This window comes from Pseudomonas sp. MS01C9 (assembly GCF_058202755.1).
Genome location: NZ_CM177073.1, coordinates 5,848,955 through 5,869,934 on the forward strand (window position 1 = coordinate 5,848,955; position 20,980 = coordinate 5,869,934).

22 protein-coding genes and 1 tRNA gene are annotated in these 20,980 nt (G+C 59.0%); 14 read left to right on the forward strand and 9 right to left on the reverse strand.

Annotated features, from left to right (window positions below; genetic code table 11):
- Positions 1-123: 123 nt before the first annotated feature.
- Positions 124-1,749 (forward strand): NADP-dependent glyceraldehyde-3-phosphate dehydrogenase, encoded by a 1,626-nt coding sequence (locus AC1M7R_RS26160; RefSeq protein ID WP_072398429.1) that lies wholly within the window; start codon positions 124-126, stop codon positions 1,747-1,749.
- Between the two features lie 16 nt (positions 1,750-1,765).
- Here the strand turns inward: AC1M7R_RS26160 and AC1M7R_RS26165 are convergent, their stop codons facing one another.
- Complete coding sequence (locus AC1M7R_RS26165) at positions 1,766-2,659, reverse strand: DMT family transporter (RefSeq protein ID WP_072431164.1); 894 nt, start codon at positions 2,657-2,659, stop codon at positions 1,766-1,768.
- 134 nt (positions 2,660-2,793) lie between these two features.
- On the opposite strand from AC1M7R_RS26165, the gene AC1M7R_RS26170 reads away from it, so the two are divergent.
- The gene (locus AC1M7R_RS26170) at positions 2,794-3,231 is read left to right on the forward strand and encodes an Lrp/AsnC family transcriptional regulator (RefSeq protein WP_072398427.1); all 438 of its coding nucleotides are present in this window, start codon (positions 2,794-2,796) and stop codon (positions 3,229-3,231) included.
- Positions 3,232-3,298: 67 nt separating this feature from the next.
- Here the strand turns inward: AC1M7R_RS26170 and AC1M7R_RS26175 are convergent, their stop codons facing one another.
- A complete protein-coding gene (locus tag AC1M7R_RS26175) occupies positions 3,299-3,970 on the reverse strand; it encodes a Bax inhibitor-1/YccA family protein (RefSeq protein WP_039588756.1) in 672 nt (223 codons plus the stop codon).
- Positions 3,971-4,094: 124 nt separating this feature from the next.
- Here AC1M7R_RS26175 and AC1M7R_RS26180 point away from each other — a divergent pair.
- Positions 4,095-4,182 (forward strand) — tRNA-Ser (locus tag AC1M7R_RS26180).
- A 239-nt stretch (positions 4,183-4,421) separates the two neighbouring features.
- Here AC1M7R_RS26180 and AC1M7R_RS26185 read toward each other — a convergent pair.
- Together AC1M7R_RS26185 and AC1M7R_RS26190 are read right to left on the reverse strand one after the other, a co-directional pair.
- Entirely contained in the window at positions 4,422-4,928 is a 507-nt protein-coding gene (locus AC1M7R_RS26185; protein WP_072431162.1) for a nuclear transport factor 2 family protein, read from the reverse strand.
- 80 nt (positions 4,929-5,008) lie between these two features.
- Positions 5,009-5,767: an SDR family oxidoreductase gene (locus AC1M7R_RS26190; protein ID WP_072459354.1), complete on the reverse strand. Its 759-nt coding sequence runs from the start codon at positions 5,765-5,767 to the stop codon at positions 5,009-5,011.
- Between the two features lie 248 nt (positions 5,768-6,015).
- On the opposite strand from AC1M7R_RS26190, the gene AC1M7R_RS26195 reads away from it, so the two are divergent.
- On the forward strand, positions 6,016-7,473 hold the full coding sequence (locus tag AC1M7R_RS26195; RefSeq protein WP_490610121.1) for an MFS transporter: 1,458 nt from the start codon (positions 6,016-6,018) through the stop codon (positions 7,471-7,473).
- 1 nt (position 7,474) lies between these two features.
- Here AC1M7R_RS26195 and AC1M7R_RS26200 read toward each other — a convergent pair whose 3' ends face one another.
- Positions 7,475-8,335: a LysR family transcriptional regulator gene (locus AC1M7R_RS26200; RefSeq protein ID WP_076406936.1), complete on the reverse strand. Its 861-nt coding sequence runs from the start codon at positions 8,333-8,335 to the stop codon at positions 7,475-7,477.
- Between the two features lie 119 nt (positions 8,336-8,454).
- Between AC1M7R_RS26200 and AC1M7R_RS26205 the strand changes: the two genes are divergently transcribed.
- The 3 genes from AC1M7R_RS26205 to AC1M7R_RS26215 all read left to right on the forward strand — a co-directional run bounded on the left by AC1M7R_RS26205 (position 8,455) and on the right by AC1M7R_RS26215 (position 13,461).
- Entirely contained in the window at positions 8,455-10,317 is a 1,863-nt protein-coding gene (locus tag AC1M7R_RS26205; RefSeq protein WP_490610122.1) for an NAD(P)-binding domain-containing protein, read from the forward strand.
- A gap of 232 nt (positions 10,318-10,549) precedes the next feature.
- The gene (locus AC1M7R_RS26210; RefSeq protein WP_072398423.1) at positions 10,550-11,416 is read left to right on the forward strand and encodes a prohibitin family protein; all 867 of its coding nucleotides are present in this window, start codon (positions 10,550-10,552) and stop codon (positions 11,414-11,416) included.
- Positions 11,417-11,670: 254 nt separating this feature from the next.
- Positions 11,671-13,461 carry a DAHL domain-containing protein gene (locus tag AC1M7R_RS26215; protein WP_072398422.1) on the forward strand — a complete coding sequence of 597 codons (1,791 nt, stop codon included), beginning with the start codon at positions 11,671-11,673 and terminating at the stop codon, positions 13,459-13,461.
- 164 nt (positions 13,462-13,625) lie between these two features.
- Here AC1M7R_RS26215 and AC1M7R_RS26220 read toward each other — a convergent pair whose 3' ends face one another.
- Together AC1M7R_RS26220 and AC1M7R_RS26225 are read right to left on the reverse strand one after the other, a co-directional pair.
- The gene (locus tag AC1M7R_RS26220; protein ID WP_072398421.1) at positions 13,626-13,817 is read right to left on the reverse strand and encodes a DUF2188 domain-containing protein; all 192 of its coding nucleotides are present in this window, start codon (positions 13,815-13,817) and stop codon (positions 13,626-13,628) included.
- A gap of 102 nt (positions 13,818-13,919) precedes the next feature.
- Complete coding sequence (locus AC1M7R_RS26225) at positions 13,920-14,819, reverse strand: polysaccharide deacetylase family protein (RefSeq protein ID WP_072398420.1); 900 nt, start codon at positions 14,817-14,819, stop codon at positions 13,920-13,922.
- A gap of 235 nt (positions 14,820-15,054) precedes the next feature.
- Here AC1M7R_RS26225 and AC1M7R_RS26230 point away from each other — a divergent pair, with 235 nt between their 5' ends.
- The 3 genes from AC1M7R_RS26230 (at position 15,055) to AC1M7R_RS26240 (ending at position 16,242) form a co-directional block, all read left to right on the forward strand.
- A complete protein-coding gene (locus AC1M7R_RS26230) occupies positions 15,055-15,309 on the forward strand; it encodes a DUF6555 family protein (RefSeq protein ID WP_041022040.1) in 255 nt (84 codons plus the stop codon).
- A gap of 152 nt (positions 15,310-15,461) precedes the next feature.
- Positions 15,462-15,692, forward strand: coding sequence for a hypothetical protein (locus tag AC1M7R_RS26235; protein ID WP_072398419.1), 231 nt, complete (start codon positions 15,462-15,464; stop codon positions 15,690-15,692).
- Positions 15,693-15,813: 121 nt separating this feature from the next.
- On the forward strand, positions 15,814-16,242 hold the full coding sequence (locus tag AC1M7R_RS26240) for a hypothetical protein (protein ID WP_072398418.1): 429 nt from the start codon (positions 15,814-15,816) through the stop codon (positions 16,240-16,242).
- Between the two features lie 29 nt (positions 16,243-16,271).
- On the opposite strand, the gene AC1M7R_RS26245 is transcribed toward AC1M7R_RS26240, so the two are convergent.
- A complete protein-coding gene (locus AC1M7R_RS26245) occupies positions 16,272-16,499 on the reverse strand; it encodes a PLD nuclease N-terminal domain-containing protein (RefSeq protein ID WP_072398417.1) in 228 nt (75 codons plus the stop codon).
- 232 nt (positions 16,500-16,731) lie between these two features.
- Positions 16,732-16,920, reverse strand: a complete 189-nt coding sequence (locus tag AC1M7R_RS26250) for a hypothetical protein (protein ID WP_072398416.1) — start codon at positions 16,918-16,920, stop codon at positions 16,732-16,734.
- Positions 16,921-17,209: 289 nt separating this feature from the next.
- On the opposite strand from AC1M7R_RS26250, the gene AC1M7R_RS26255 reads away from it, so the two are divergent.
- The 4 genes from AC1M7R_RS26255 to arcD all read left to right on the forward strand — a co-directional run bounded on the left by AC1M7R_RS26255 (position 17,210) and on the right by arcD (position 20,970).
- On the forward strand, positions 17,210-17,572 hold the full coding sequence (locus AC1M7R_RS26255; protein ID WP_072398490.1) for an NUDIX hydrolase: 363 nt from the start codon (positions 17,210-17,212) through the stop codon (positions 17,570-17,572).
- A 215-nt stretch (positions 17,573-17,787) separates the two neighbouring features.
- Positions 17,788-18,159 carry a DUF3302 domain-containing protein gene (locus tag AC1M7R_RS26260; protein ID WP_072398415.1) on the forward strand — a complete coding sequence of 124 codons (372 nt, stop codon included), beginning with the start codon at positions 17,788-17,790 and terminating at the stop codon, positions 18,157-18,159.
- 3 nt (positions 18,160-18,162) lie between these two features.
- Positions 18,163-19,122, forward strand: coding sequence for an HlyD family secretion protein (locus AC1M7R_RS26265; protein WP_072398414.1), 960 nt, complete (start codon positions 18,163-18,165; stop codon positions 19,120-19,122).
- A gap of 420 nt (positions 19,123-19,542) precedes the next feature.
- Positions 19,543-20,970, forward strand: coding sequence for an arginine-ornithine antiporter (arcD, locus tag AC1M7R_RS26270; RefSeq protein ID WP_490610123.1), 1,428 nt, complete (start codon positions 19,543-19,545; stop codon positions 20,968-20,970).
- The last annotated feature ends 10 nt before the right edge of the window (positions 20,971-20,980 follow it).

Consider the following 20,980-nt stretch of genomic DNA (forward strand, 5'->3'; position numbering starts at 1 on the left):
CAGCCCCCGCCTGCACTGCAATTGAACCCTGCCCCCCTTAAAAACTCCCTCCATTAAGGCGTATAACCCTGTATTGACGACTTGCCATCAGCTCATGGCTCATTTCATTGAGGGAGTAACGACATGACCACAGCCAACCTTCTCGCCGACCTGTTTCCCAGTGCCGCGGACATTCCCCAGGCCTACCGTCTCGATGGGCGGATCGAACAGCGCGAATATCTGGTCGATGGTGTCCTGAAAACCTGGCAGGGGCCGCTGGCCGTGGTACGCAGCCCGGTGTACCTGGCGGGTGAACAAGGGGACGAGCAGGTGGTACTGGGCAGCACTCCGTTGCTGGATGCCGAAACCGCCCTCACTGCCCTGGACGCGGCCGTCCGTGCCTATGATCGCGGCCAGGGCCAATGGCCGACAATGCGCGTTGCCGAACGGATCCGCCATGTGGAAAGCTTCCTTGCACGCATGCGCGAGCAACGCGAAGCGGTGGTGAAACTGCTGATGTGGGAAATCGGCAAGAACCTCAAGGACTCCCAGAAGGAATTCGATCGCACCTGCGACTATATCGTCGACACCATCAACGCCCTCAAGGAACTGGACCGCCGCTCCAGCCGTTTCGAACTGGAACAGGACACCCTCGGCCAGATCCGTCGCGTCCCACTGGGCGTGGCTTTGTGCATGGGTCCGTACAACTACCCATTGAACGAAACCTTCACGACCTTGATTCCCGCCCTGATCATGGGCAATACCGTGGTATTCAAACCGGCCAAGCTCGGTGTACTGCTGGTGCGACCGCTGCTGGAAGCCTTCCGCGACAGCTTCCCGGCAGGCGTGATCAATGTGATCTACGGCAGCGGCCGGGAAACCGTCAGTGCGTTGATGGCCAGCGGCAAGATCGACATCTTCGCCTTCATCGGAACCAACAAGGCGGCCAGCGACTTGAAGAAACTCCATCCGCGCCCGCACCGCCTGCGTGCCGCCCTGGGCCTGGATGCGAAAAATCCCGGGCTGGTGCTGCCGGACGTCGACCTGGACAACGCCGTCAGCGAAGCGTTGACCGGCTCGCTGTCGTTCAACGGCCAGCGCTGCACGGCATTGAAGATCCTGTTCGTCCACGAAGACGTCGCGCCGGCCTTCATCGAAAAATTCAACGCCAGGCTCGCCGCCCTGAAACCGGGCATGCCCTGGGAAGACGGCGTGGCACTGACTCCGCTGCCCGAGGCGGGCAAGGTCGATTACCTGCATTCGCTCGTGGCCGATGCTGTTGCCAAAGGCGCCGCGGTGGTGAATGCCCATGGCGGAGAATCCCGCAGTTCATTCTTCTACCCGGCAGTGCTCTATCCGGTGAACACCGCGATGCGGATCTACCATGAGGAACAGTTCGGTCCGGTTGTCCCCATCGTGCCCTATCGGGACTTGAACACCGTGGTCGACTACGTCCTGGAATCCGATTTCGGCCAGCAATTGAGCATTTTCGGCACCAACCCAGCCGAAGTCGGCAAGCTGGTGGATACCTTCGCCAACCAGGTCGGGCGCATCAACATCAACGCGCAATGCCAGCGCGGCCCGGACACCTTCCCTTTCAATGGCCGGAAAAACTCGGCCGAGGGCACCTTGTCCGTCCACGATGCCCTGCGTACCTTTTCGATCAGAACCCTGGTGGCGACCAAATTCCAGGACAGCAACAAAGCGCTGATCAGCGACATCATCCGGGAGCGGGATTCGAACTTCCTCACCACCGACTACATCTTCTGACTCGCGCCACGGCGTCTCATGACAGGGCTGGGCGACGGGCCTTGATGCCCCAGCCCTGCTGCATGCCGGCGGCCGCCAGCAGGATCGCCGCCACCCCCAGCCATTGCAGCGGTTCGAGGCGATGGCCGAAGGCGAACCAGTCGACGAAGATCGCCGCGATCGGATAGATGAACGATAGTGCCCCGGTGATCGCGGTGGGCAACCGTTGGATGGCGCTATACAGCAATACGTACATCAGGCCGGTGTGGACCATGCCGAGGGTCAGCAGGCTGGCCCACGCCTGGGCTTGTTGCGGCAACGCCGAGAAGTTCGCCCAGGGCGCCAGCAGCAGGACACCGGTACTGACCTGGATCAGCGCGATCAGGTGCGGTGGCGTACCGGTCAGGCGCTTGATGATCAGCGCGGCAATGGCATACAGCAACGCCGCCCCGAGGGCCAGCGCGATGCCCGCCAGGTAGTTTGCGCCCCCCTGCTCCTGTTCACCGTGGGCACTGACGATGGCCAGCATCCCGAGAAACGACACCAACAACCAGAACAGCTTCTGCGCGGTGATCTTTTCCCCCAAAAACAGCGCCGCCAGCCCTACCAGCATGAACGGTTGGACGTTGTACACCGCCGTGCCGATAGCGATCGATGCACGGGAGTAGGAAGCGAACAGCAACACCCAGTTGCCGACGATTGCCACGCCACTGAGCACCGCCAGCAGGAAGGTCGTCCGGGTCAGGATATCCCGGCGCAGGAAACCAAGGCCGGCGCAGATCAGCAGCAAGGTGGCAGCGCCGAATACACAGCGCCAGAACACCACGTCCAATACCGGCTGGCCCGATACCAGCACGAACCAACCTATGGTTCCGGAAATCAGCATGGCAGCGGTCATTTCCAGCGAACCGCGACGTAAGGTCTTGTCCATCTTCAGGCTCCTTCAGCAAGTGAGGCACAGTATGCCGAGCCGGCCGCCGCGTTCTCCATAGCTGGAAAAAGGCTAAACTGGGTTTCTACCTTTTTTATCAAGGCAAGATCGACTATTCGCCTAACGGAGCCCAAATGACCGACGACATCGACCAGATCCTCATCAGCGCCTTGATGGAAGACTCCCGCCTTTCCCTCAAGGCGCTGGCAAACCTGAGTGGCCTTTCTTCACCCAGCGTGGCCGAGCGCCTGCGCAGGCTCGAAGAGCGCGGCGTACTCAAGGGTTACACCGTCGAGGTGGATCCACGGTGCTTCGGCTATCAACTCCAGGCCATCGTGCGTATCCGCCCGTTACCGGGACAACTGCAGGAGGTGGAACGGCAGATCCAGGCCATCGCCGAATTTACCGAATGCGACAAGGTCACCGGCGATGACTGTTTCATCGCCCGGCTCCACGTACGCTCCATGGAGCAGTTGGATACCGTGCTGGACAAGCTCAACGTATTGGCCGAAACCAGTACCGCCATCGTCAAGAAGACGCCGGTCAAGCGACGCTTGCCACCGATGAACTGAGGATGATCGGAATTTCGTGGACGAAAAAAAGCCCGCCAGGAGGCGGGCTTTCGTTGTCACGAAGTGATCAGTCGTCGCGGCCCATCAGGCCGAACAGCTGCAGCAGGCTGACAAACAGGTTGTAGATCGAGACATACAGGCTGATGGTAGCCATGATGTAGTTGCGCTCGCCGCCGTGAATGATGGCGCTGGTCTGGTACAGGATGCAGACCGACGAGAACAGCACGAAACCGGCGCTGATCGCCAGCTGCAGGCCGCTGATCTGGAAGAAGAAGCTGGCCACTACCGCGCCCAGCAACACGAAGAAACCAGCGGTGATGAAACCGCTCAGGAAACTCATGTCCTTGCGGGAGATCAGCACGTAGGCCGAAAGGCCACCGAACACCAGTGCGGTCATGGCGAATGCCGAACTGACCACCTCGGCGCCTCCCTGCATTCCCAGGTAACGGTTGAGGATCGGGCCGAGCAGGAAGCCCATGAAACCGGTCAGCGCGAACGCCGACACCAGGCCCCAGGCCGAATCGCGAAGCTTGTTGGTAAGGAAGAAAAGGCCGTAGAAGCCGATCAGCACCACGAAGATGTTCGGGTAGCCGACACGCATCTGTTGGGCGACAAAGGCCATCACACCGCTGAAAGCCAGCGTCAGTGCCAGCAGGCCATAAGTGTTGCGCAGGACACGGCTAACCTCTAGCTGCTCGGCCTGCACGCTGTTGTTCACTGCGTAATCCTGTTCGCGCATGGCGACACTCCTCCGGTTTTGAAACATTCAGTGGCAAGGATCATAACAGACGCTCTGTAACAAGCTACGTGGAGAGTTTGACAGTGTGTTTCATTCGGGTATCATGGCGCCCGCAATGCAATACGGAGGTGTGGCCGAGTGGTTTAAGGCAACGGTCTTGAAAACCGTCGACTGTAACAGGTCCATGAGTTCGAATCCCATCGCCTCCGCCATCTTCTTGCGACAAAGCCCTGATTATTCAGGGCTTTGTCGTTTCTGGGATCCAGGAACCTCGTGGCTCCCTTCAGGGTCGTTTTCCGGGTCTTTTCGAGGTGCGTCCGATGGAGGCCACATGCCTGTCGAACGGCCAGAGCCCGGGATTATCCGTTTTTCACTATCGTTTCCTGGAACTTGAACAACTAGGACAGGCAGCACTTGTCGTTCGCGCTCTCACGCAGATCCCGCAAGCACGTCAACCTGTCGGGAGCAAGTCCAGGCTCCGATGTTCATCCACGGCGTACTTTTCATCGCCCGCCAAGGGTATCCAGTCTTTCAACGGCGTCAGGAAATGGAGTTCAAAACGGCGTGACAGAAATGCCCATTTCCCCTGCCGACGTTCAAACTTATCGTGGTACAGCCCGCTGACTTGAACTGGACCTTTTTCAATGTCCAGGAACAGGCAATCCGCTGCCACCGTACCCAAGGCACTGTCACCCTCGATTTCGATCACCGGGTTGGCCATCCAGTGGTGCATATGTGGCATCTGGCGCCAACTGTCTTGAGCCATCGCCAGGATTTCGTTCCTATTTCCGGCCTTGCCGAAACCCGGTAAGTCCAGTGTCGATTCTTCGTGCCAGATTCGGCCCAGGAGCGACACGTCGATGCGATCGAATGCGTTGGCATAGGCGCTGATCAGCGACTCGATAGCGGCGCGACTTTCCAAGGCTTCCAGTCGAGTGGTCAGCTCTTCAATGTTCATGATGACACTTCCTGTCTGAGGCTTCGCAACAGCGAAAAAAGCAACCCACGGCGAGGGCTGCGCTACGGTCAAGCGGGTGTTCAGATCTGCGACAGGCCGCCGTCGACCATCAGTTCCACACCGTTGACATATTTCGCATCGGCGGATGCAAGGAACAGCGCCGATGAGGCGATCTCTTCGGGCTGAGCCATATACCCCAGCGGCGTGATCTGCTCGACATGTTGGCGCAGCGCCGCTATGTCGCTTTCACTCATCTTCAAGCCGTTATCCATCAGCGGGGTGCGGGTGAAGCCTGGGCTCAGGACATTCGTTCGAATCTTGCGACCTTTGAGTTCGTTGGCCCAGGTCCTTGCAAAAGATCGCACCGCTGCCTTGGATGCGTTATAGAGGCTCAATCCTTCCATCCCATTGCTGGAGCAGATAGAAGCCGTCAGCACGATCGAAGCGCCATTTTTCAACAAGGGCATCAGCGTCTGGACAGTAAAAAAGACGCCCTTCACATTAATGTCGAACATGTTGAAATAAGCAGCCTCGGTGGTCTCCCCCACCGGGTTCCTTTCACAGATACCCGCGTTGGCGAACACCGAGTCCAACTGATCGTCGTGAGCATCAATCGTCGCCTTGAGCTTATCGAGATCAGCCTGGCTCGCGACATCGCAAATTACCGCAACCGCTTTATCACCGAGCTTGGCGACCGCCGCCTCCAGCGTGGCAGCAGAACGCCCCGTGATGTAAACACGCTTGGCCCCCTCGGCAATCAAACCCTGCGCAATCGCAAAGCCGATCCCGGTGGATGCGCCGGTGACGACTGCAATCCGATTAGCGAATTTACCTGACATAGCTGACTCCTCGGTCCTGGTTGTGTGGATCGACTGAAACCACAGTGCGGGCATTTTGTGGGGAGTCAGGTGCTGGTTGGCACTGCCATAAATGAACATTGGTCGTTCAATTATGTGAGGCGTCGGCAAAGGTTGAATCGTTTAGATTGCCACTCATTGGTTCAGCGCATGGGCCGTCTTTTCGACTGAAGCTCGAACATTCAGACATTCAATACTCTGCAACCGAACGGTTCCAGACAGGAGATCCTATGCCTCGGGAAAAAGTAGCGCTCGCAGAACCGCGGCGCTGGTTGATGTTCGCCATCTTGCTGGTCGGTGCGTTTTTACCGCCCCTGGATTTTTTTATCGTGAACGTGGCACTGCCCTCGATTCAGGAATCGCTGGGCACGGCCTCCTCCGCCGAACAGTTGGTCATTTCCTCTTACGCGGCGCTTTATGCCGTGACACTGATCACTGGTGGACGGCTTGGTGACATCTACGGCCGCATGCGGATGTTTTTCGTTGGCCTGGTTGGCTTTGCAGTCGCCTCACTGGTCTGCGGCGTCGCCGACTCACCCTGGGTGTTGATCGCCGGACGTTCGCTGCAAGGCGTAACAGCGGCCGTAATGGCGCCCCAGGCACTCGCTTCAGTGCAGGCTATATTCCCCGAATCGGAAAAACCCTTGGCGCTGAGTCTCTATGGCGCGGTCTTTGGCCTGGCTTCGGTAGTCGGCCAGGCACTTGGCGGGATCCTGATATCGCTCAACCTGATGGGCTTGGGGTGGCGGGCGATATTTCTGGTCAATTTGCCGATCGCGGTGCTGATCATTCTGGTCGCCATTGCCGTGGTCAAGGAAACCCGCGCGCCACATACAAGCAAGCTGGACCTGGGCGGAACGGCACTGTCCATGGTGACGCTTGGGGCTCTGATCGTTCCATTGATCGAAGGGCGCGAAGCGGGCTGGCCTTTGTGGGCCTGGCTCTCGCTTGCGGCGGTGCCGCTGCTGGCCTGGCTGTTCTGGCGCTACGAAACCCGTCTGCATCAAGCGCAAGGCGCACCGTTGCTCAATCCTGCCGCACTGCGCACGCCTGGCCTGGGCCGTGCGTTGCTCGTGGCCCTGACCTTCTATGCGATCGGCGTGTTTTTCCTGCTGTTTTCCATTTATCTACAGGGAGCACTGCATATGAGCCCACTCGATGCTGGTCTCGTCTTTCTTCCTTTCGGCGCGGGATTTTTGCTGGGACCACTCTCCACCAATCGTTTCAGGCGTTTTCTGGGTGCTTACGTGAATCCCGTCGGAATGGGGCTTGAAGTGTTGGGGTTCGTGCTCCTGGCCTGGCTCGTGGTGCGGACGCCGATGACCGTCAGTCCCACTGCACTGCCCCTTGCCGTCATTCTTTTTGTGATCGGTTTCGGACAAGGACTGGCCCTTCCAACATTGATGCGGATGATCACAGGACGCGTGGCACCCGCGTATTCCGGCATGATTGCGGGCATTACCAGCTCCACCCTGCAAATCAGCACGTCATTGAGCGTGGCGATCATCGGCGGGATTTTCTACACCCTTCTGGGCACGGATACGGACGCGGCGGCCATCACCCACGCCTTCACCGTCTCCATACTGTGCATCGCGGTATGCCTGGCGGCAGGTGCGGCACTCAGCCTTGGCCTGGCCCGCCAACCGGCTGCGGGCCTGCAAACGGCAGCCATGCGCCCAGCAGAGTGAATCAACCGCCTCCCTGCGAGCCGATCATCAGGGAGGCAAGGTCTGCAAGGGCACGGAGGCTGTCCATCTGCCGCATGTCCTGGTGGTACCCCATCCATATATCGCGACCCGGTGGCGGCTCATGCGGATCAATCAGCCGCAGCGCCGTTAACTGGTCGCCCAGGACGCGGGGCAATACGGCGACACCCTGCCCTTGCGCGCACATCTGTGCCTGGACTGTACGGCTGCTGCTGGTGAATACGGTACGAGCCAGAGGGTAACGCTGCTGCAGCCACTGCACATCTGGATAATGAGACTGGGCGATGCTCATGGTGATCAAACCAAGCCCATCGCCCTGCGGCTCAGGGTCGGGAGATCCGACGGCCGCATACAACCCATAGTTCAGGGTAGTCAGCTTGCGGTGAACGATATCCGGCTCGGTGAAAGGAACGATTCGGAACGCGATATCGGCGTCGCGACGAGCAAGGTCAAACAACCGATGCCCCGCGATGACCTCAGGCACGATCAGCGGGTAACGTCGCCCCAGTTCATTCAGTACCGGGGCCAACACATAACAGGCGAACCAGTCGGCGGAAGAAATGCGCAACACACCTTCGGGCTGTGCGCTGTCCCCCGCAAGGCGCCTTTCGATTGCCAACGCACTTCGCTCCATCTCCTGCGCCAGGCTGAGTAGCTTTTCTCCGCTGTCGGTCAGTACCAGACCTTGGGCGGTGCGAAGAAAAATGGGCTGGCCGCTGGACTGCTCAAGCACCTGCAAGCGTCGCCCCACGGTCGGATGGCTTACTCCCAACAGCTTGGCGGCAGCGCCCAACGACCCGCTGCGGGCAATCGCGAGAAAGACCCGCACATCACTCCAGTCCATGCGCTACCCCGTACAAAAATGAACGCAGAGAGTGCAGCAATGGCACTGCCGTAGCAATCCCGCGCCCGACATACTTGTCCGCAAACACGTTCGTCGAAACACCATCCGGGGACTGGAAAATGAATATTGGCTTTATCGGTGTGGGAAGCATGGGCAGAGCGATCATTGCTCTGCTCATCCAGGCAGGCCACCGCGTATCGGCATGGAACCGTAGTCACGCGGCGATCAAGGATCTCGAAGGAGCAAGCATTCTCGAATCTCCCGCCTCGGCATTTCAGCAAGAGGTCGTCATCAGCATGCTTGCCGATGATGCCGCCGTCAGGGAAGTGCTGCTGGCCAGCGCAGCTCTGGAAAATGCAGGCAAGGCTTGCGTTCATGTCGTGATGTCGACCTTGTCGCCTTCGCTCATGGTGGAGTTGCAAAGCGTGCACGATGAAATCGGCATCGGACTGATCGCGGCGCCGGTTTTCGGCGTGCCTGCCGTGGCGGCAAACGGCGAGTTGAATATCCTGGCGGCCGGATCGCGGGAAGCCATCTCGACGGTCCAACCGATCTTTGACCTGCTCGGCAAAAAGACCTGGTACCTGGGCGCTCGACCTGAACAGGCCTGTATCGCGAAAATCGCGGGCAACATGATGATCACTCAAGCCATCCAGTCGCTGGGCGAAGCAACCGAACTCGTTCAACACCACGGACTGAGTCCGCAGGTTTTCGTCGACCTCATGACCCAGACCCTGTTCGCCTGCCCCAGTTATCAGCGGTACGGGCAGAACATCGTCAACAACCGTTTTGAACCGGGTTTCAAACTGTCTCTTGGCCTCAAGGATATAAACCTGGCCATCGAGGCGGCCCGTCGCAAGGGCCTGGAACTGCCGGCGGCCGATGCTGTGCGATCGAAGATGACGTCGGCGCTTGCCCGGGGATACGGGCACAAGGACTGGTCGGCATTCGCTACGCAGACAGTGTCCCGATCGTTCGATCATGCCTCGCAACCCTGGCGAACCGCTCCGGTGAAACGCTCGCGCCGTGGCAACTTCTGGGTGACCGGAGCCCGCGTTACCCATAACGGTAAGAGCTTCCAGAAAGGTCCGATGTACGTGGCCTGGGAATCCCCTGAGCACATCACCCAGCCCTATCCCGTGGTGCTGGTGCACGGAGGCACGCTGCAGGGCACTGAATGGCTGGACACACCCGATGGCCGACCAGGGTGGGCGCAGCGGTTCATCGAAGCCGGTTTCGTCGTTTTTCGCGTCGACAGACCAGGCCATGGCCGATCGCCGTATCACCCAGACATCATGGGGCCGATGGGGCCAGCGTTCTCCTATGAGCGCGCGCGTGAAGTCTACTTTCCAGAAGGCGCAGGAGAAACGCAGTGGCCATTCGAGCCGGACGATGGACCCGCGTTTGACGCCTTCGTCGCAGCTTACGGCCCCATGCCGGCTGACCTTGCGGCATCCCAGACCCTGGATGCGGATCGACTGGCCGCGCTGCTCGACAAGATCGGCAAAGCGATCATCGTTACGCATTCCGCGTCCGGGCCCAGTGGCTGGCTCGCCGCCGATCGTCGACCCGGCCTGGTCGCAGGAATTGTGGCGGTGGAACCCATGGGTCCGGTATTTGGCCACACACCGGGCATAGGCAGCCTCGATTGGGGGCTGACTGCCGCACCTCTGACCTTCGATCCGCCTCGCAAAACGCCTGAACAAGTGCGTACAGCAGAACCTTCAACCCTGAGGGTCCCTGGCCTGCAGGGCGTCCCGATAGCGCTGTTGACAGGTGAGACATCGGCGTTTGCTGCCTACGCATCCAGCATCGTCGCCTTCCTGCGAAATGCCGGTGCCAACATTCATCACCTGGATCTACCGGCACTGGGCATTCACGGCAACGGCCACGGATTGATCTATGAACGTAATTCCGATGAGGCTTTCAAGGTCGTCACGCAGTGGCTGGACCGATCATTGAGCGTGCCCGATCCCGCGTAAAGCGCTACCCAGGTCAAGGGCACTGCACCTCAGGCCAACAGACCTGGCTGTTGCTGCCCAGGACCTGGAAGAAAGGATTGGAACGTTCATCACGGAAAATGACAGCCCCGTGAGTTAGAATCCCATCGCCTGCGCCATATCCATACGTTGATGCCCTGGTTATCCAGGGCTTTTTCGTGTCTGGCACTCGGAAAACATCGCAGCCTCGGTGGCTGTTACAAGGAAAGAGAAAATGACCAGAAAAACCATGGGCTCCCTCGCTGCCGCCGTCATCGGCGTCGTCCTGCTGAGCGTCTTCTTCGGCAGTTGGTACACAGTCGACGAAACCGAACGCGGCGTGCTGCTGCGTAACGGTGCGCTGGTGGGCGTGGTGGAACCCGGGCTGTCCTTCAAGACCCCCTTCATCGAATCCGTGCGTCTGATCAGCGTTCAAAGCCAGGTCACTTCGTACGACGATCTCCAGGCATACAGCAAGGACCAGCAGTCCGCACAGCTCAAGGTATCGGTGTCCTGGCACATCGCGCCGTCCGATGTGGCCAAGGTCTACACCCAGTTCAAGGATCTCGAAGGCATCCGGGACCGGATGATCAGCCGGCAGGTGCCCACTCAGGTGGAGAACGTCTTCGGCAAGTTCAACGCCGTGGCCGCCGTGCAGAATCGCGTCCAGCTGGTCAATGACATCTCGGCCGCCATCAAGTCGACCATCACCGGGCCTGTGATCATCGACAGTGTCCAGGTGGAAAACATCGATTTCAGCGACGCCTATGAGAAGGCCATCGAAGCGCGCATGGCGGCGGAAGTCCAGGTCAAGACCCGTGAGCAGCAACTGGCCACCGAGCAGGTCCAGGCCCAGATCCGCGTCACCCAGGCCCAGGCCGAAGCCGACTCGCAGGTCGCCCAGGCCAAGGCGGACGCGTTGGCCACCGAACTTCGCGGCAAGGCTGAAGCCGAGGCCATCAAGGCGCGGGCACAGGCCCTGGCCAGCAACCAGAACCTGGTGGAGCTGACCAAGGCCGAGCGCTGGAATGGCGTGCTGCCGACCACCGTGCTGCCGAACGGTGCCCTGCCTTTCATCGATACTCGGGCCGACAACCGCTGATCCCTCGTCGCGGCGCGACCTGTCCTGGTCGCGCCCGCCTTGCCGTCCTGGCGCTCCGTTGACGCTACACTGGCTTGAGTGACGATTTCGATATCCAGCGTTAGCAGGGAGCTCAACGTGTACCCAGGCCGAAACACCACGACGCGACAATCAATCGCTCCCTCGCCTCATCGATTCAAGCCCCCCAGTGCCCGCGCCTTCCGGAACTCATCCACCGCGTCTTCCCCCGCCCCCGACAGGAGAGCTGCGTGACCATGCTCATCAGGAAATATAAATGGCCCGCCTTGCTGGCTGTGGCGCTGGTGACGTTTTCGGCCCTGATGTTCTTTCTCATCAAGTCCTATACCTATGACACGACGACATACTTCGAGTCCCGCGACTTCATCCGGCAGCTCAAGCAATCCGACGCCAATTGGAACGTCAAGATCCTGAAGAAGAAGACAGGGCTCAATAACAACCTGTCACTGAGCCCACCACCCGATGCGAGCAGCCGCTGGGAACAACTGGAACGGCTCAACGACAGCGGTCCCTTGGCCACGCTTTGGGAATCGCGGCGCCAGGGCTATGTCGATGCGGTCAGGAACAAGACCGCGCTGGTCGAGCAGTTCGACCACCATAATGCGAGCCTGCGCTCGTCCTTGGACGCGCTACCGTCGGCGGAAGACGCAATCCAGGACCTGTTGAGCGGGATGAATGGACCGGCCCCGGCGGAGCATCTGGCGATGGCTTCCGATGTCCTGGACCTGACATTGACGACGCTGGAATTCGCGCTTTATGTCACGTCGGACAAGGCTCGGGAAATCCAAGGCCAACTGAGCAAGCTGGACAGCTACATCGACCGGTTGCCCAACGAATATCGGCCGCCCTTCGCCAGGCTGACGCAACATGTGAGGACCATCATCCAGGAGCAGCCCATCGTCAATGACCTGCTCGACCGCATCAGCGTCATTCCGGTGGCCCAGGAGCTGGACAACATCAATGAGCTGCTGAACGAGACACAACGCAGGACCGCCGCCACCGACCGCCAATACCATATTTACCTGGCCGTATGCGCCAGCCTGATGGCACTGTTGATGATCTACCTGGCGGTACGGCTGGTTCGCAGCTATTCGGTCATCAACCAGATCAACCATGAGCTGCAACAATCCAACGAACGCCTGGAAGAACGAGTGGAGGAACGCACTCGCGAACTGAGGGAAGCCGAACGCGAGCTGGTGGACGCCGCCCGCATGGCGGGCATGGCGGAAATTGCCACCAACGTGCTGCACAACGTCGGGAACGTTCTGAACAGCGTGAATATTTCAGCGGACCTGGTGACCCGCAAGTTGAAGAACAGCAGGACGGCGGGGCTTGGGAAAGCGGTCAGGATGATGAACGAACATGCCGACGATCTGGGCCGGTTCATCACCCTCGACGAAAAAGGCAAGTTGCTGCCCCGCTACTTCAACGAGCTGGTGGAGTCCATCAGCGCCGAGCAGGCACAGCTGATCGAGGAGCTGGCGCAACTGACCAAAAGCGTCGACCACATCAAGGAAATCGTCACCACCCAGCAAGCCTATGCCGGTGCCGCAAGGCTGGTGGAACCGCTCAGGATCAGCGATCTGTTCGAAGACGCGCTGCGCATGAATGCCGGCGCCCTGAGCCGACACCACGTCACCGTCATCAAGGACTATCAGGACACGCCCACGATCATGGGCGACAAGCACAGGCTGCTGCTGATCCTGATCAACCTCATCAGCAACGCCAAGTTCGCCATGTCCCATGTCTGCGAGCATCCACGGGAAATGACCTTGGGCATACGAATCCTCGACCAGACCAGGTTATGCCTCAGCGTCCAGGATCGAGGGGAAGGTATTGCGCCCGAGAACCTGGCCCGCATCTTCAACCACGGCTTCACGACGCGCAAGGAGGGTCATGGGTTCGGCTTGCACAGCTGCGCCCTGGCGGCCGTCGAGATGAATGGTCACCTCCATGTCCATAGCGACGGCCCCGGGCAGGGCGCCCTGTTCACGCTGGAGATTCCGTTGGAACTGGCACCTGCCTGAAGGTGGCTCGCCTGACGGCGCCCGCAGAGCATTGGACACGCTTCAAACCGATTGCCAGCAGCGCTGGCTCACGGCCTGGAGCCCGAGCCCGCGAAGACGACGAGACAATCCGCCTCGTGGCAATTGTTCTGCGCCTTCGCGAGCCAAACCGTCAACCACCGGCGCTATTTGTCGCTGGCAGTACGCTCATCACGGTTCTTCCTGACCGGCAACGCGGCGGCGTATGCCAGCGCTTCTTCACGGGAAGCAAAGGATCCCAGTCGGTCAGCCTGGGTACAGACCCTCCAAGGGCCGCTGTTTACGCTGAGAACGTCATAACCGTTGATGTGCATTTTCGTCAGCATCGCGGTACTCATCGTCAACTCCTCCGAGATAACCAGGTTAGCTCGCCTACCTTACACGCACTTCGTGCCGGGATGCGCACCGAACGTCGTGACGCACACCACCGATCATGCAGCTCATCGCGCGTCCGAATCCCATATCCAGTCCCACAGGCCCGGCAGGCGCACCGGCTGACCGCTTTCCTTGACCGTACGTGCCATGGCGGCTCGCTCCAGTGCCTGGCGGTCGTCATAGAACGGCTTGGCATCGGTCTTGACCCCGGTGGTCCTGGCGGCGTCCAGCAGGATCTGCAGATATTCCCGGGCGTGCCGGGCGGTGTAGCGGTTGAGATCATGAAAGGTCACCACCACCGGGATCACCCCCTCCACCGCCGCAAGCTCCCCGGCCGCGATGCGCTCGCGTACCTCTGAAAGCTGGCGTATCAGGTTGATCCGCCGACGCGGACTGGCCGTGATGCCCCAGACCTTGCCGTCGTTGGCGCTCAGGTCGGTGAGCAATACGTGCATGCCCTGCCGTTGATAAGCCGCGAAGGTGCGCCTGTCATAGCTCCAGAACGGCGGCCTCACCAAGGTCGGAGCGACACCGGTGATCGCCGCGATATCGGCTGCGCCGTTGACCAGTGACTGCTCCAGCTCGTCGGGACCGAGGGAGCGATGATTGGTATGCCACCCTGTGGCAGTGTGAAAGCCCAGTACGTGCCCTTCGCGTTGCTCACGCTGCATCACCGAGCGACCGATTTCGCTGCCACCGGCACGCGGGGCACGAGTCTGTACGAAAAATACCGCCTTGATACCGGGTTGCACCGGATTATCCGCAAGGGCATCCAGCACGCTCAGGCTAGGGTTCCAGAAAGACGATGCGCTGGGCCCGTCATCGAATGTCAGGAGGAAACGGATCGGCGGTTGCGTACGCAGCCGTTGCTCGGTTTGCGCGGTGAGTTCGATGGGCGGTCCGATACATCCCGCCAAACCACAGGCAAGGACTACGCTGACCACTACCCTGGCGAGGTTCCTCATGTTCTACCTTTCATGATGCTGACTGCTTCGCCTTCGTTCCCTGGCCATGGTGCTCAAGCCCAGCTTGGAGAAGGTTAACCGGGTTTGGTTCCTGGCCGCGAACGCTTCCGGTGGGTTTCGCTTGCCGGCGCTCAATGCCGCCCTTTTCAGGCCTTGTCCTGACCGTCTGGAAATCCGATGGAATTTTCCGGACGCCTCCGCATCCATCCGTATAGGACTAAATTAGGGAGGATTTATGGGCGGGCCATCGCTTTACATCATCGACTACATGCTCCATGGCGAACCCAAGTCATTCATCATTCGAGCAGAGGTGATGAATAACTCCGAGGCTTGGCATTGGGCCAGTTGCGACGCAGGTGTCGGGCGCATACCCAAATTCGGGAGAGAAAAGGTCAAGCGGGTCACCAAGCCCCTTGCGGAGAAATACGGCATCACGGATGTGCGCTGGCGCGCAAGCGTCGCACCGAGCTGGATCAAGGAATCCGGCTGATCATACAAACCCTTTTTCCGGCGTGCCGGCTGTCCAGCCGGGTGCCGGAGCCTGCGGCGCAACCCCGATAACTCTACTACGCTTAATCGACAGCATGACCCGCCTCCAGCGGGCCTCGTGCTGCTCGATCAACTCTGAATTGGAGGTGTGACATGTCTGAAAAAGAGTCCATCACCACCCTGCTCACCCTGCTGGAATCGCGCCAGGCCCGGTTGACGGCTGCCTGCAAGGAAATCGCCGACTGGGTCGACCACAACGGCGGCCACCCAACGGCCGTGCGCATCCGGGACCGCCTCAACGACATCGAGAAGGATGCCCCATCGATCCAGCACGCCCTGTCGTCACTCAAGCCAGTCGAACGGCCCTTGCCCAAATTCCGCTAGCTTCAAGCGCGTCAGACCCGCGTCTGCTCACGTACGTCGACCCTGAAAATCGATGGAACGCGGCGGCTTTTTGCTCCTCGATATTGAAACAGGTGCAAAAACCGCGAAAAGGAGATCCATCATGAACGCCAAAGTCCTGCTGCTGATGGCGGCTTGCGCCAGCCCCACCGCCGCCATGGCACAAGGCTGCGATGTCAGGACCCAGTCCCAGAGCCAGTCAGTGTCGGAAATCGAAACCCACAGTTGCTATGAGTACAAAGGCGTGCCCGCCGAAGCCATCGGCTGGTCTTGCAGCAATGAAAGCAAGGGAACCCTGAGCACTCGCAAGACACCGGTCGAACGCTGCGCTGCCGGCCACGTCGCCACATGCGAGGCCAGGCTGACCCAGGAAGCCCTGGCCAATCCGCATTCCACCAGCAAGGACAGGACGGGGGGCTCGGCCAACATCCCGGACGACGCGCAAGTCATCTGGTACTACTACGGTGTCGAGCAACTGCAACAGGCAAAAAAGGACTGCGAAACCACCGGCGGCCGCTGGCAGAATCGCTGATGTTCTGCCCTGCGAGCAATACCCGACGACTAGCCTTTGCTGTGCTCCGGCGACGACGGCGGCTCCTTGACCCCGCGTGGACCAGCCACGCCCCAGATGATCAAGCCCACTACCGGCAGGATAATCAGCAACAGGGCCCAGCCGGCCTTGGTACCGGCTGATTTGTCGCTGCGAAAGACGCTGACGATTGCCCAGAGATCTACCAGCAGCAAAAGCACTGCGACAGCAATCCAGAAATAACTGGCTAATTCAGACATGGCCCAATCCTCCATTCAAGGTCTAAGGATTAGGCCTGGGCGCCCCGGGAGCGTTCAAAAAATCTGCCAGATGTCCTGACGTTGCCTGCATAGGTTTGCGCGAAGGCCAGGCAAGGGAAACGGGGCGAGGAAGCGGAGTCTACCGGCTGTCAACAAGCATCTCGACCGGACTCGCCCACGAGCCTGTTCTCAATGCCGCATAAACGAGTATCAAGGCTTTTTCGTACTGCGGCTAAGAGGGACGCTCATTCAGATAGCCGATCCACTGCTCATAGGCTTCATGCTGACGCCGAACCGCCTCTTCCCAGGCCGCACCGGTCATCTGGTGGGCACAGATAAGGGTCATCATTTCCGAAGTCGCCGCATCGAGCTCCACAAGAAGCTCGTGGGATTTGATCTTGAAGTCTTCCACAGTGGTCATTTTTCCTCTCTCCCCACTGCCCGGGGTGGCTATCCACTCAACATGGATACCTTTTTTCCCATCTGATTCATTTTAGGCGATGGCCGGTCAGCTCGACCTGTCCGGCGACCATGATTCAGACGGGATACTCGACCGCACCTATTCATTCGAATCAGGTTCAATCTTTCCTGGATGGATGTGGTCGTACCGATAGAGAGTCCAAAAACCTGATTGAACACCTGCAACAAGACCTGCGTCTTATGTTTCAGTTATATTTCATTTTTATGACAGCGATATGCCGGACAACCCCATGAAAATTCGAGCGACCGTCATCTGCCAGGAAAATCGCCATGTGCTGTTGGTGCGAAAGCCCAACAGCCGTTGGGCGTTGCCGGGTGGAACCGTCGAGCGCGGCGAAACCCATGCCGATGCCGCGCTCAGGGAGCTGGCCGAAGAAACCGGACTGACCGCTGAAAATCTGCTCTACCTGATGCGCCTCAACGACGGCGGCACCGAACATCACGTATTCGAAGCCTCGGTCAACGACTCGAAGGCGGCCCGTCCACTGAATGAAATCCACGACTGTCTCTGGCATCCACTGGACGCCATCGCCCAGTTGCAGCTGAAAAAAGGCACACAGGAAATACTGGAAGCGTTCCGGCGCAGATTATGATTATCCGCAGGCGTCAGTGACTGCGCAGCCAACAGAAAGAACCGAATAGACTCATCGTTCACCCTTCTACCAGGACTCGTTGTTCGACCCGGCCTGGAGCCCTTGCATCACCGTGGTGAAGCCTGGCCGCTGATATTTTTGTTGTCGACCAAGCGAATGGAAAAGTCACGACTACAATCATTCCTCATAGTGAACCGTGCGGATGGGAGGCTGTCGTGCTTGATTATTTTGCGCTGGGTATCCTGATCTTTGCCGGACTGTTCCTTTTCTACGGAATCATCTTATTGCACGACATTCCTTATGAAATTGCCGTGCACCGAAACCACCCGCACCAGGATGCCATCCATGCGACCGGCTGGGTCAGCCTGTTCACGCTGCATGCGCTTTGGCCATTTCTATGGATTTGGGCAATGGCCTATCGCGAGGATCGGGGCTGGGGTTTTGGCGATGGTAAATCTCCCCTCAGTCACGTTACCCAGTTAGAGCAGCAACTGGCAGAACTGCAAGGCCGCGTTGAGCGACTGGAAATATCCGCCGGCAAAAGTCGACAAACACCGGCACCCAGCAACAGCGACGGGGGGATTTAGGTCATGGACCTTTTGCTCATTTTGACCTATGCCGCCCTCTGTGTTGCCATCTTTAAAATCTTTCATATTCCGTTAAATAAATGGACGGTGCCTACCGCTGTCCTGGGCGGCATCCTTATCATTGGCGCCCTGATTTTTACGATGAATTACAACCACCCTTATTCAGAGGTGGCCCGTTATTATTTTGTTTCCGTCCCAGTGATTCCGGTCGTCAGTGGTCAAGTCATCGAGGTTCCGGTAAAAGGCAACGAACTCATTCAAAAAGGCGATATTCTATTTCGCATAGACCCGACGCCATTCACGTACCGGGTCAAGTCAATCAAGGCGCAGCTGATCGCCGCAAAAGGCGATCGCGCCAGGATCACCGAGCTGATCAAGCGCAGCTTTGGCACCCAACGTGAGCTGGAGGCCACCATCGCCCGTACGGACGATCTGCAAGCACAGCTGGATCACGCTCAATATGAATTGGATAACACGATCGTGCGTGCCCCGAGCAAAGGGTTCGTCGCACAGGTCTCCTTGCGGCCCGGGATGATGGCAACCAAACTACCGCTAAGGCCTTCAATGATATTCATCCCTGACGAGGGCCAGTATTTCGCGGCCTGGATGCGCCAGAACAGTTTATTGCGTCTGGTCGTTGGCGATGAAGCGGAAGTGGCATTCGACGGAATCCCGGGAAAAGTATTCAAAGGCAAGGTTGCGAGTGTCTTGAGCGTCATCGGAGAGGGGCAGGTTCAGCCTTCGGGAACACTCACCAGCTATACCGGCTCACCGCCACCAGGTCGAGTTCCTGTCGTCATTGAAATCAATGATCCGGATTTTACCCAGTATCGGGACTTCGTCCCCGGTGGCGCCTACGGTCAGGCGGCGGTTTATAGTCAGCACTTTCACCATATAGGCATGATGCGCAAGATACTGTTGCGGATGGCTGCGTGGATGAACTATATCTTTCCATTCCATTAATTTCTTTACTGATCGCCAAAATCCATAAGCACCCTTCAAACGCTTGGGATATTGCCCCTGCCTTTCAATATTCCCTATTGAACGCCCCAAAACGAAATCCTGCCCGAGCATTCCGCGAGAAACCACGCTATCGAGGCGATGTCTTGCCCTCTTTATTACAAAAACAGCTCAGCAGTTATTTTTAATTGCAAATAAACATACAAAGCACAAACAGAATAAACAAGCATCCTTTACAACATTAAAAACTTGTCTAACGTCAATCCGGCGAAAGGCAAAACCATGGAATTTGTTATTTAAAAACCAGGCGCTGTACGAAAAGTCTTGAGATCAAGGTCAGGCAGTTTTCAACGCTGCCTGAACGAGTATCAAGGCTTTTCGTACAGAGCCTAAAACACCGCTTGCCACCTATGGAGTCATGCCATGTCTGAAGCGCCTGGAAAACTGCACCTTGGTGCATTGGTTGCACTGGTTGTCGGCTCCATGATCGGTGGCGGGATCTTTTCCCTGCCGCAGAACATGGCCGCCAGCGCCGATGTCGGAGCGGTACTGATCGGTTGGGCCATCACCGCCGTCGGCATGCTGACCCTGGCCTTCGTCTTCCAGACCCTGGCCAACCGCAAACCCGACCTGGACGGCGGCGTGTATGCCTACGCCAAGGCCGGTTTCGGCGACTACATGGGCTTCTCCTCGGCCTGGGGCTACTGGATCAGCGCCTGGTTGGGCAACGTCGGTTATTTCGTCCTGCTGTTCAGTACCCTGGGCTACTTCTTCCCGATTTTCGGCGAGGGCAACACCGTAGCGGCAGTGATCGGTGCTTCGGTGCTGTTGTGGGCGGTGCATTGGCTGGTGCTGCGCGGCATCAAGGAGGCGGCATTCATCAACCTGGTGACCACCGTCGCCAAGGTCGTGCCGCTGTTGCTGTTCGTGCTGATCGCGCTGTTCGCCTTCAAGCTCGAGATCTTCACCCGGGACATCTGGGGCACGATGAACCCCGACCTGGGCAGCGTGATGAACCAGGTGCGCAACATGATGCTGGTCACCGTGTGGGTGTTCATCGGCATCGAGGGGGCGAGCATCTTTTCCGCCCGCGCCGAGAAACGCACCGACGTGGGCAAGGCCACCGTGATCGGCTTCATCACCGTGCTGCTGTTCCTGGTGCTGGTGAACGTGTTGTCCCTGGGCATCATGACCCAGCCGGAACTGGCCAAGCTGCAGAATCCATCCATGGCCGCGGTGCTGGAGCACGTGGTGGGCCACTGGGGTGCGGTGCTCATCAGCGTCGGCCTGATCATCTCGCTGCTGGGCGCCCTCTTGTCCTGGGTGCTGCTGTGCGCCGAGATCATGTTCGCCGCCGCCAAGGACCACACCATGCCGGAGCTCCTGCGCCGCGAGAACGCCAACCACGTACCGGCCAACGCCCTGTGGCTGACCAACGCGATGGTCCAGCTGTTCTTGATCATCACCCTGTTCTCGGCCAGCACCTACCTGTCCCTGATCTACCTCGCCACCTCGATGATCCTGGTGCCGTACCTGTGGTCGGCGGCCTACGCGCTGCTGCTGGCGGTGCGTGGCGAGACCTACGAGGGCTTCGCGGCCGAGCGGCGCAAGGACCTGGCCATCGGCGCCATCGCCCTGGTCTACGCCGTCTGGCTGCTGTATGCCGGCGGGATCAAGTACCTGCTGCTGTCCGCCCTGCTCTACGCCCCCGGCGCGATTCTGTTCGCCAAGGCCAAGCGCGAGCTGGGCAAACCGGTTTTCACCTCTGTCGAGAAGCTGATTTTCGCCGCAGTGGTCGCAGGCGCCCTGGTGGCGGCCTATGGACTCTACGACGGCTTCCTGACCCTGTAGCCGACTGTTC

Excerpts from the sequence above, each read along its gene's own strand:
- AC1M7R_RS26160 (WP_072398429.1), top strand. The coding sequence starts at position 124 with ATGACCACAGCCAACCTTCTCGCCGACCTGTTTCCCAGTGCCGCGGAC.
- AC1M7R_RS26165 (WP_072431164.1), bottom strand. The coding sequence starts at position 2,659 with ATGGACAAGACCTTACGTCGCGGTTCGCTGGAAATGACCGCTGCCATG.
- AC1M7R_RS26170 (WP_072398427.1), top strand. The coding sequence starts at position 2,794 with ATGACCGACGACATCGACCAGATCCTCATCAGCGCCTTGATGGAAGAC.
- AC1M7R_RS26175 (WP_039588756.1), bottom strand. The coding sequence starts at position 3,970 with ATGCGCGAACAGGATTACGCAGTGAACAACAGCGTGCAGGCCGAGCAG.
- AC1M7R_RS26185 (WP_072431162.1), bottom strand. The coding sequence starts at position 4,928 with ATGAACATTGAAGAGCTGACCACTCGACTGGAAGCCTTGGAAAGTCGC.
- AC1M7R_RS26190 (WP_072459354.1), bottom strand. The coding sequence starts at position 5,767 with ATGTCAGGTAAATTCGCTAATCGGATTGCAGTCGTCACCGGCGCATCC.
- AC1M7R_RS26195 (WP_490610121.1), top strand. The coding sequence starts at position 6,016 with ATGCCTCGGGAAAAAGTAGCGCTCGCAGAACCGCGGCGCTGGTTGATG.
- AC1M7R_RS26200 (WP_076406936.1), bottom strand. The coding sequence starts at position 8,335 with ATGGACTGGAGTGATGTGCGGGTCTTTCTCGCGATTGCCCGCAGCGGG.
- AC1M7R_RS26205 (WP_490610122.1), top strand. The coding sequence starts at position 8,455 with ATGAATATTGGCTTTATCGGTGTGGGAAGCATGGGCAGAGCGATCATT.
- AC1M7R_RS26210 (WP_072398423.1), top strand. The coding sequence starts at position 10,550 with ATGACCAGAAAAACCATGGGCTCCCTCGCTGCCGCCGTCATCGGCGTC.
- AC1M7R_RS26215 (WP_072398422.1), top strand. The coding sequence starts at position 11,671 with ATGCTCATCAGGAAATATAAATGGCCCGCCTTGCTGGCTGTGGCGCTG.
- AC1M7R_RS26220 (WP_072398421.1), bottom strand. The coding sequence starts at position 13,817 with ATGAGTACCGCGATGCTGACGAAAATGCACATCAACGGTTATGACGTT.
- AC1M7R_RS26225 (WP_072398420.1), bottom strand. The coding sequence starts at position 14,819 with ATGAGGAACCTCGCCAGGGTAGTGGTCAGCGTAGTCCTTGCCTGTGGT.
- AC1M7R_RS26230 (WP_041022040.1), top strand. The coding sequence starts at position 15,055 with ATGGGCGGGCCATCGCTTTACATCATCGACTACATGCTCCATGGCGAA.
- AC1M7R_RS26235 (WP_072398419.1), top strand. The coding sequence starts at position 15,462 with ATGTCTGAAAAAGAGTCCATCACCACCCTGCTCACCCTGCTGGAATCG.
- AC1M7R_RS26240 (WP_072398418.1), top strand. The coding sequence starts at position 15,814 with ATGAACGCCAAAGTCCTGCTGCTGATGGCGGCTTGCGCCAGCCCCACC.
- AC1M7R_RS26245 (WP_072398417.1), bottom strand. The coding sequence starts at position 16,499 with ATGTCTGAATTAGCCAGTTATTTCTGGATTGCTGTCGCAGTGCTTTTG.
- AC1M7R_RS26250 (WP_072398416.1), bottom strand. The coding sequence starts at position 16,920 with ATGACCACTGTGGAAGACTTCAAGATCAAATCCCACGAGCTTCTTGTG.
- AC1M7R_RS26255 (WP_072398490.1), top strand. The coding sequence starts at position 17,210 with ATGAAAATTCGAGCGACCGTCATCTGCCAGGAAAATCGCCATGTGCTG.
- AC1M7R_RS26265 (WP_072398414.1), top strand. The coding sequence starts at position 18,163 with ATGGACCTTTTGCTCATTTTGACCTATGCCGCCCTCTGTGTTGCCATC.
- arcD (WP_490610123.1), top strand. The coding sequence starts at position 19,543 with ATGTCTGAAGCGCCTGGAAAACTGCACCTTGGTGCATTGGTTGCACTG.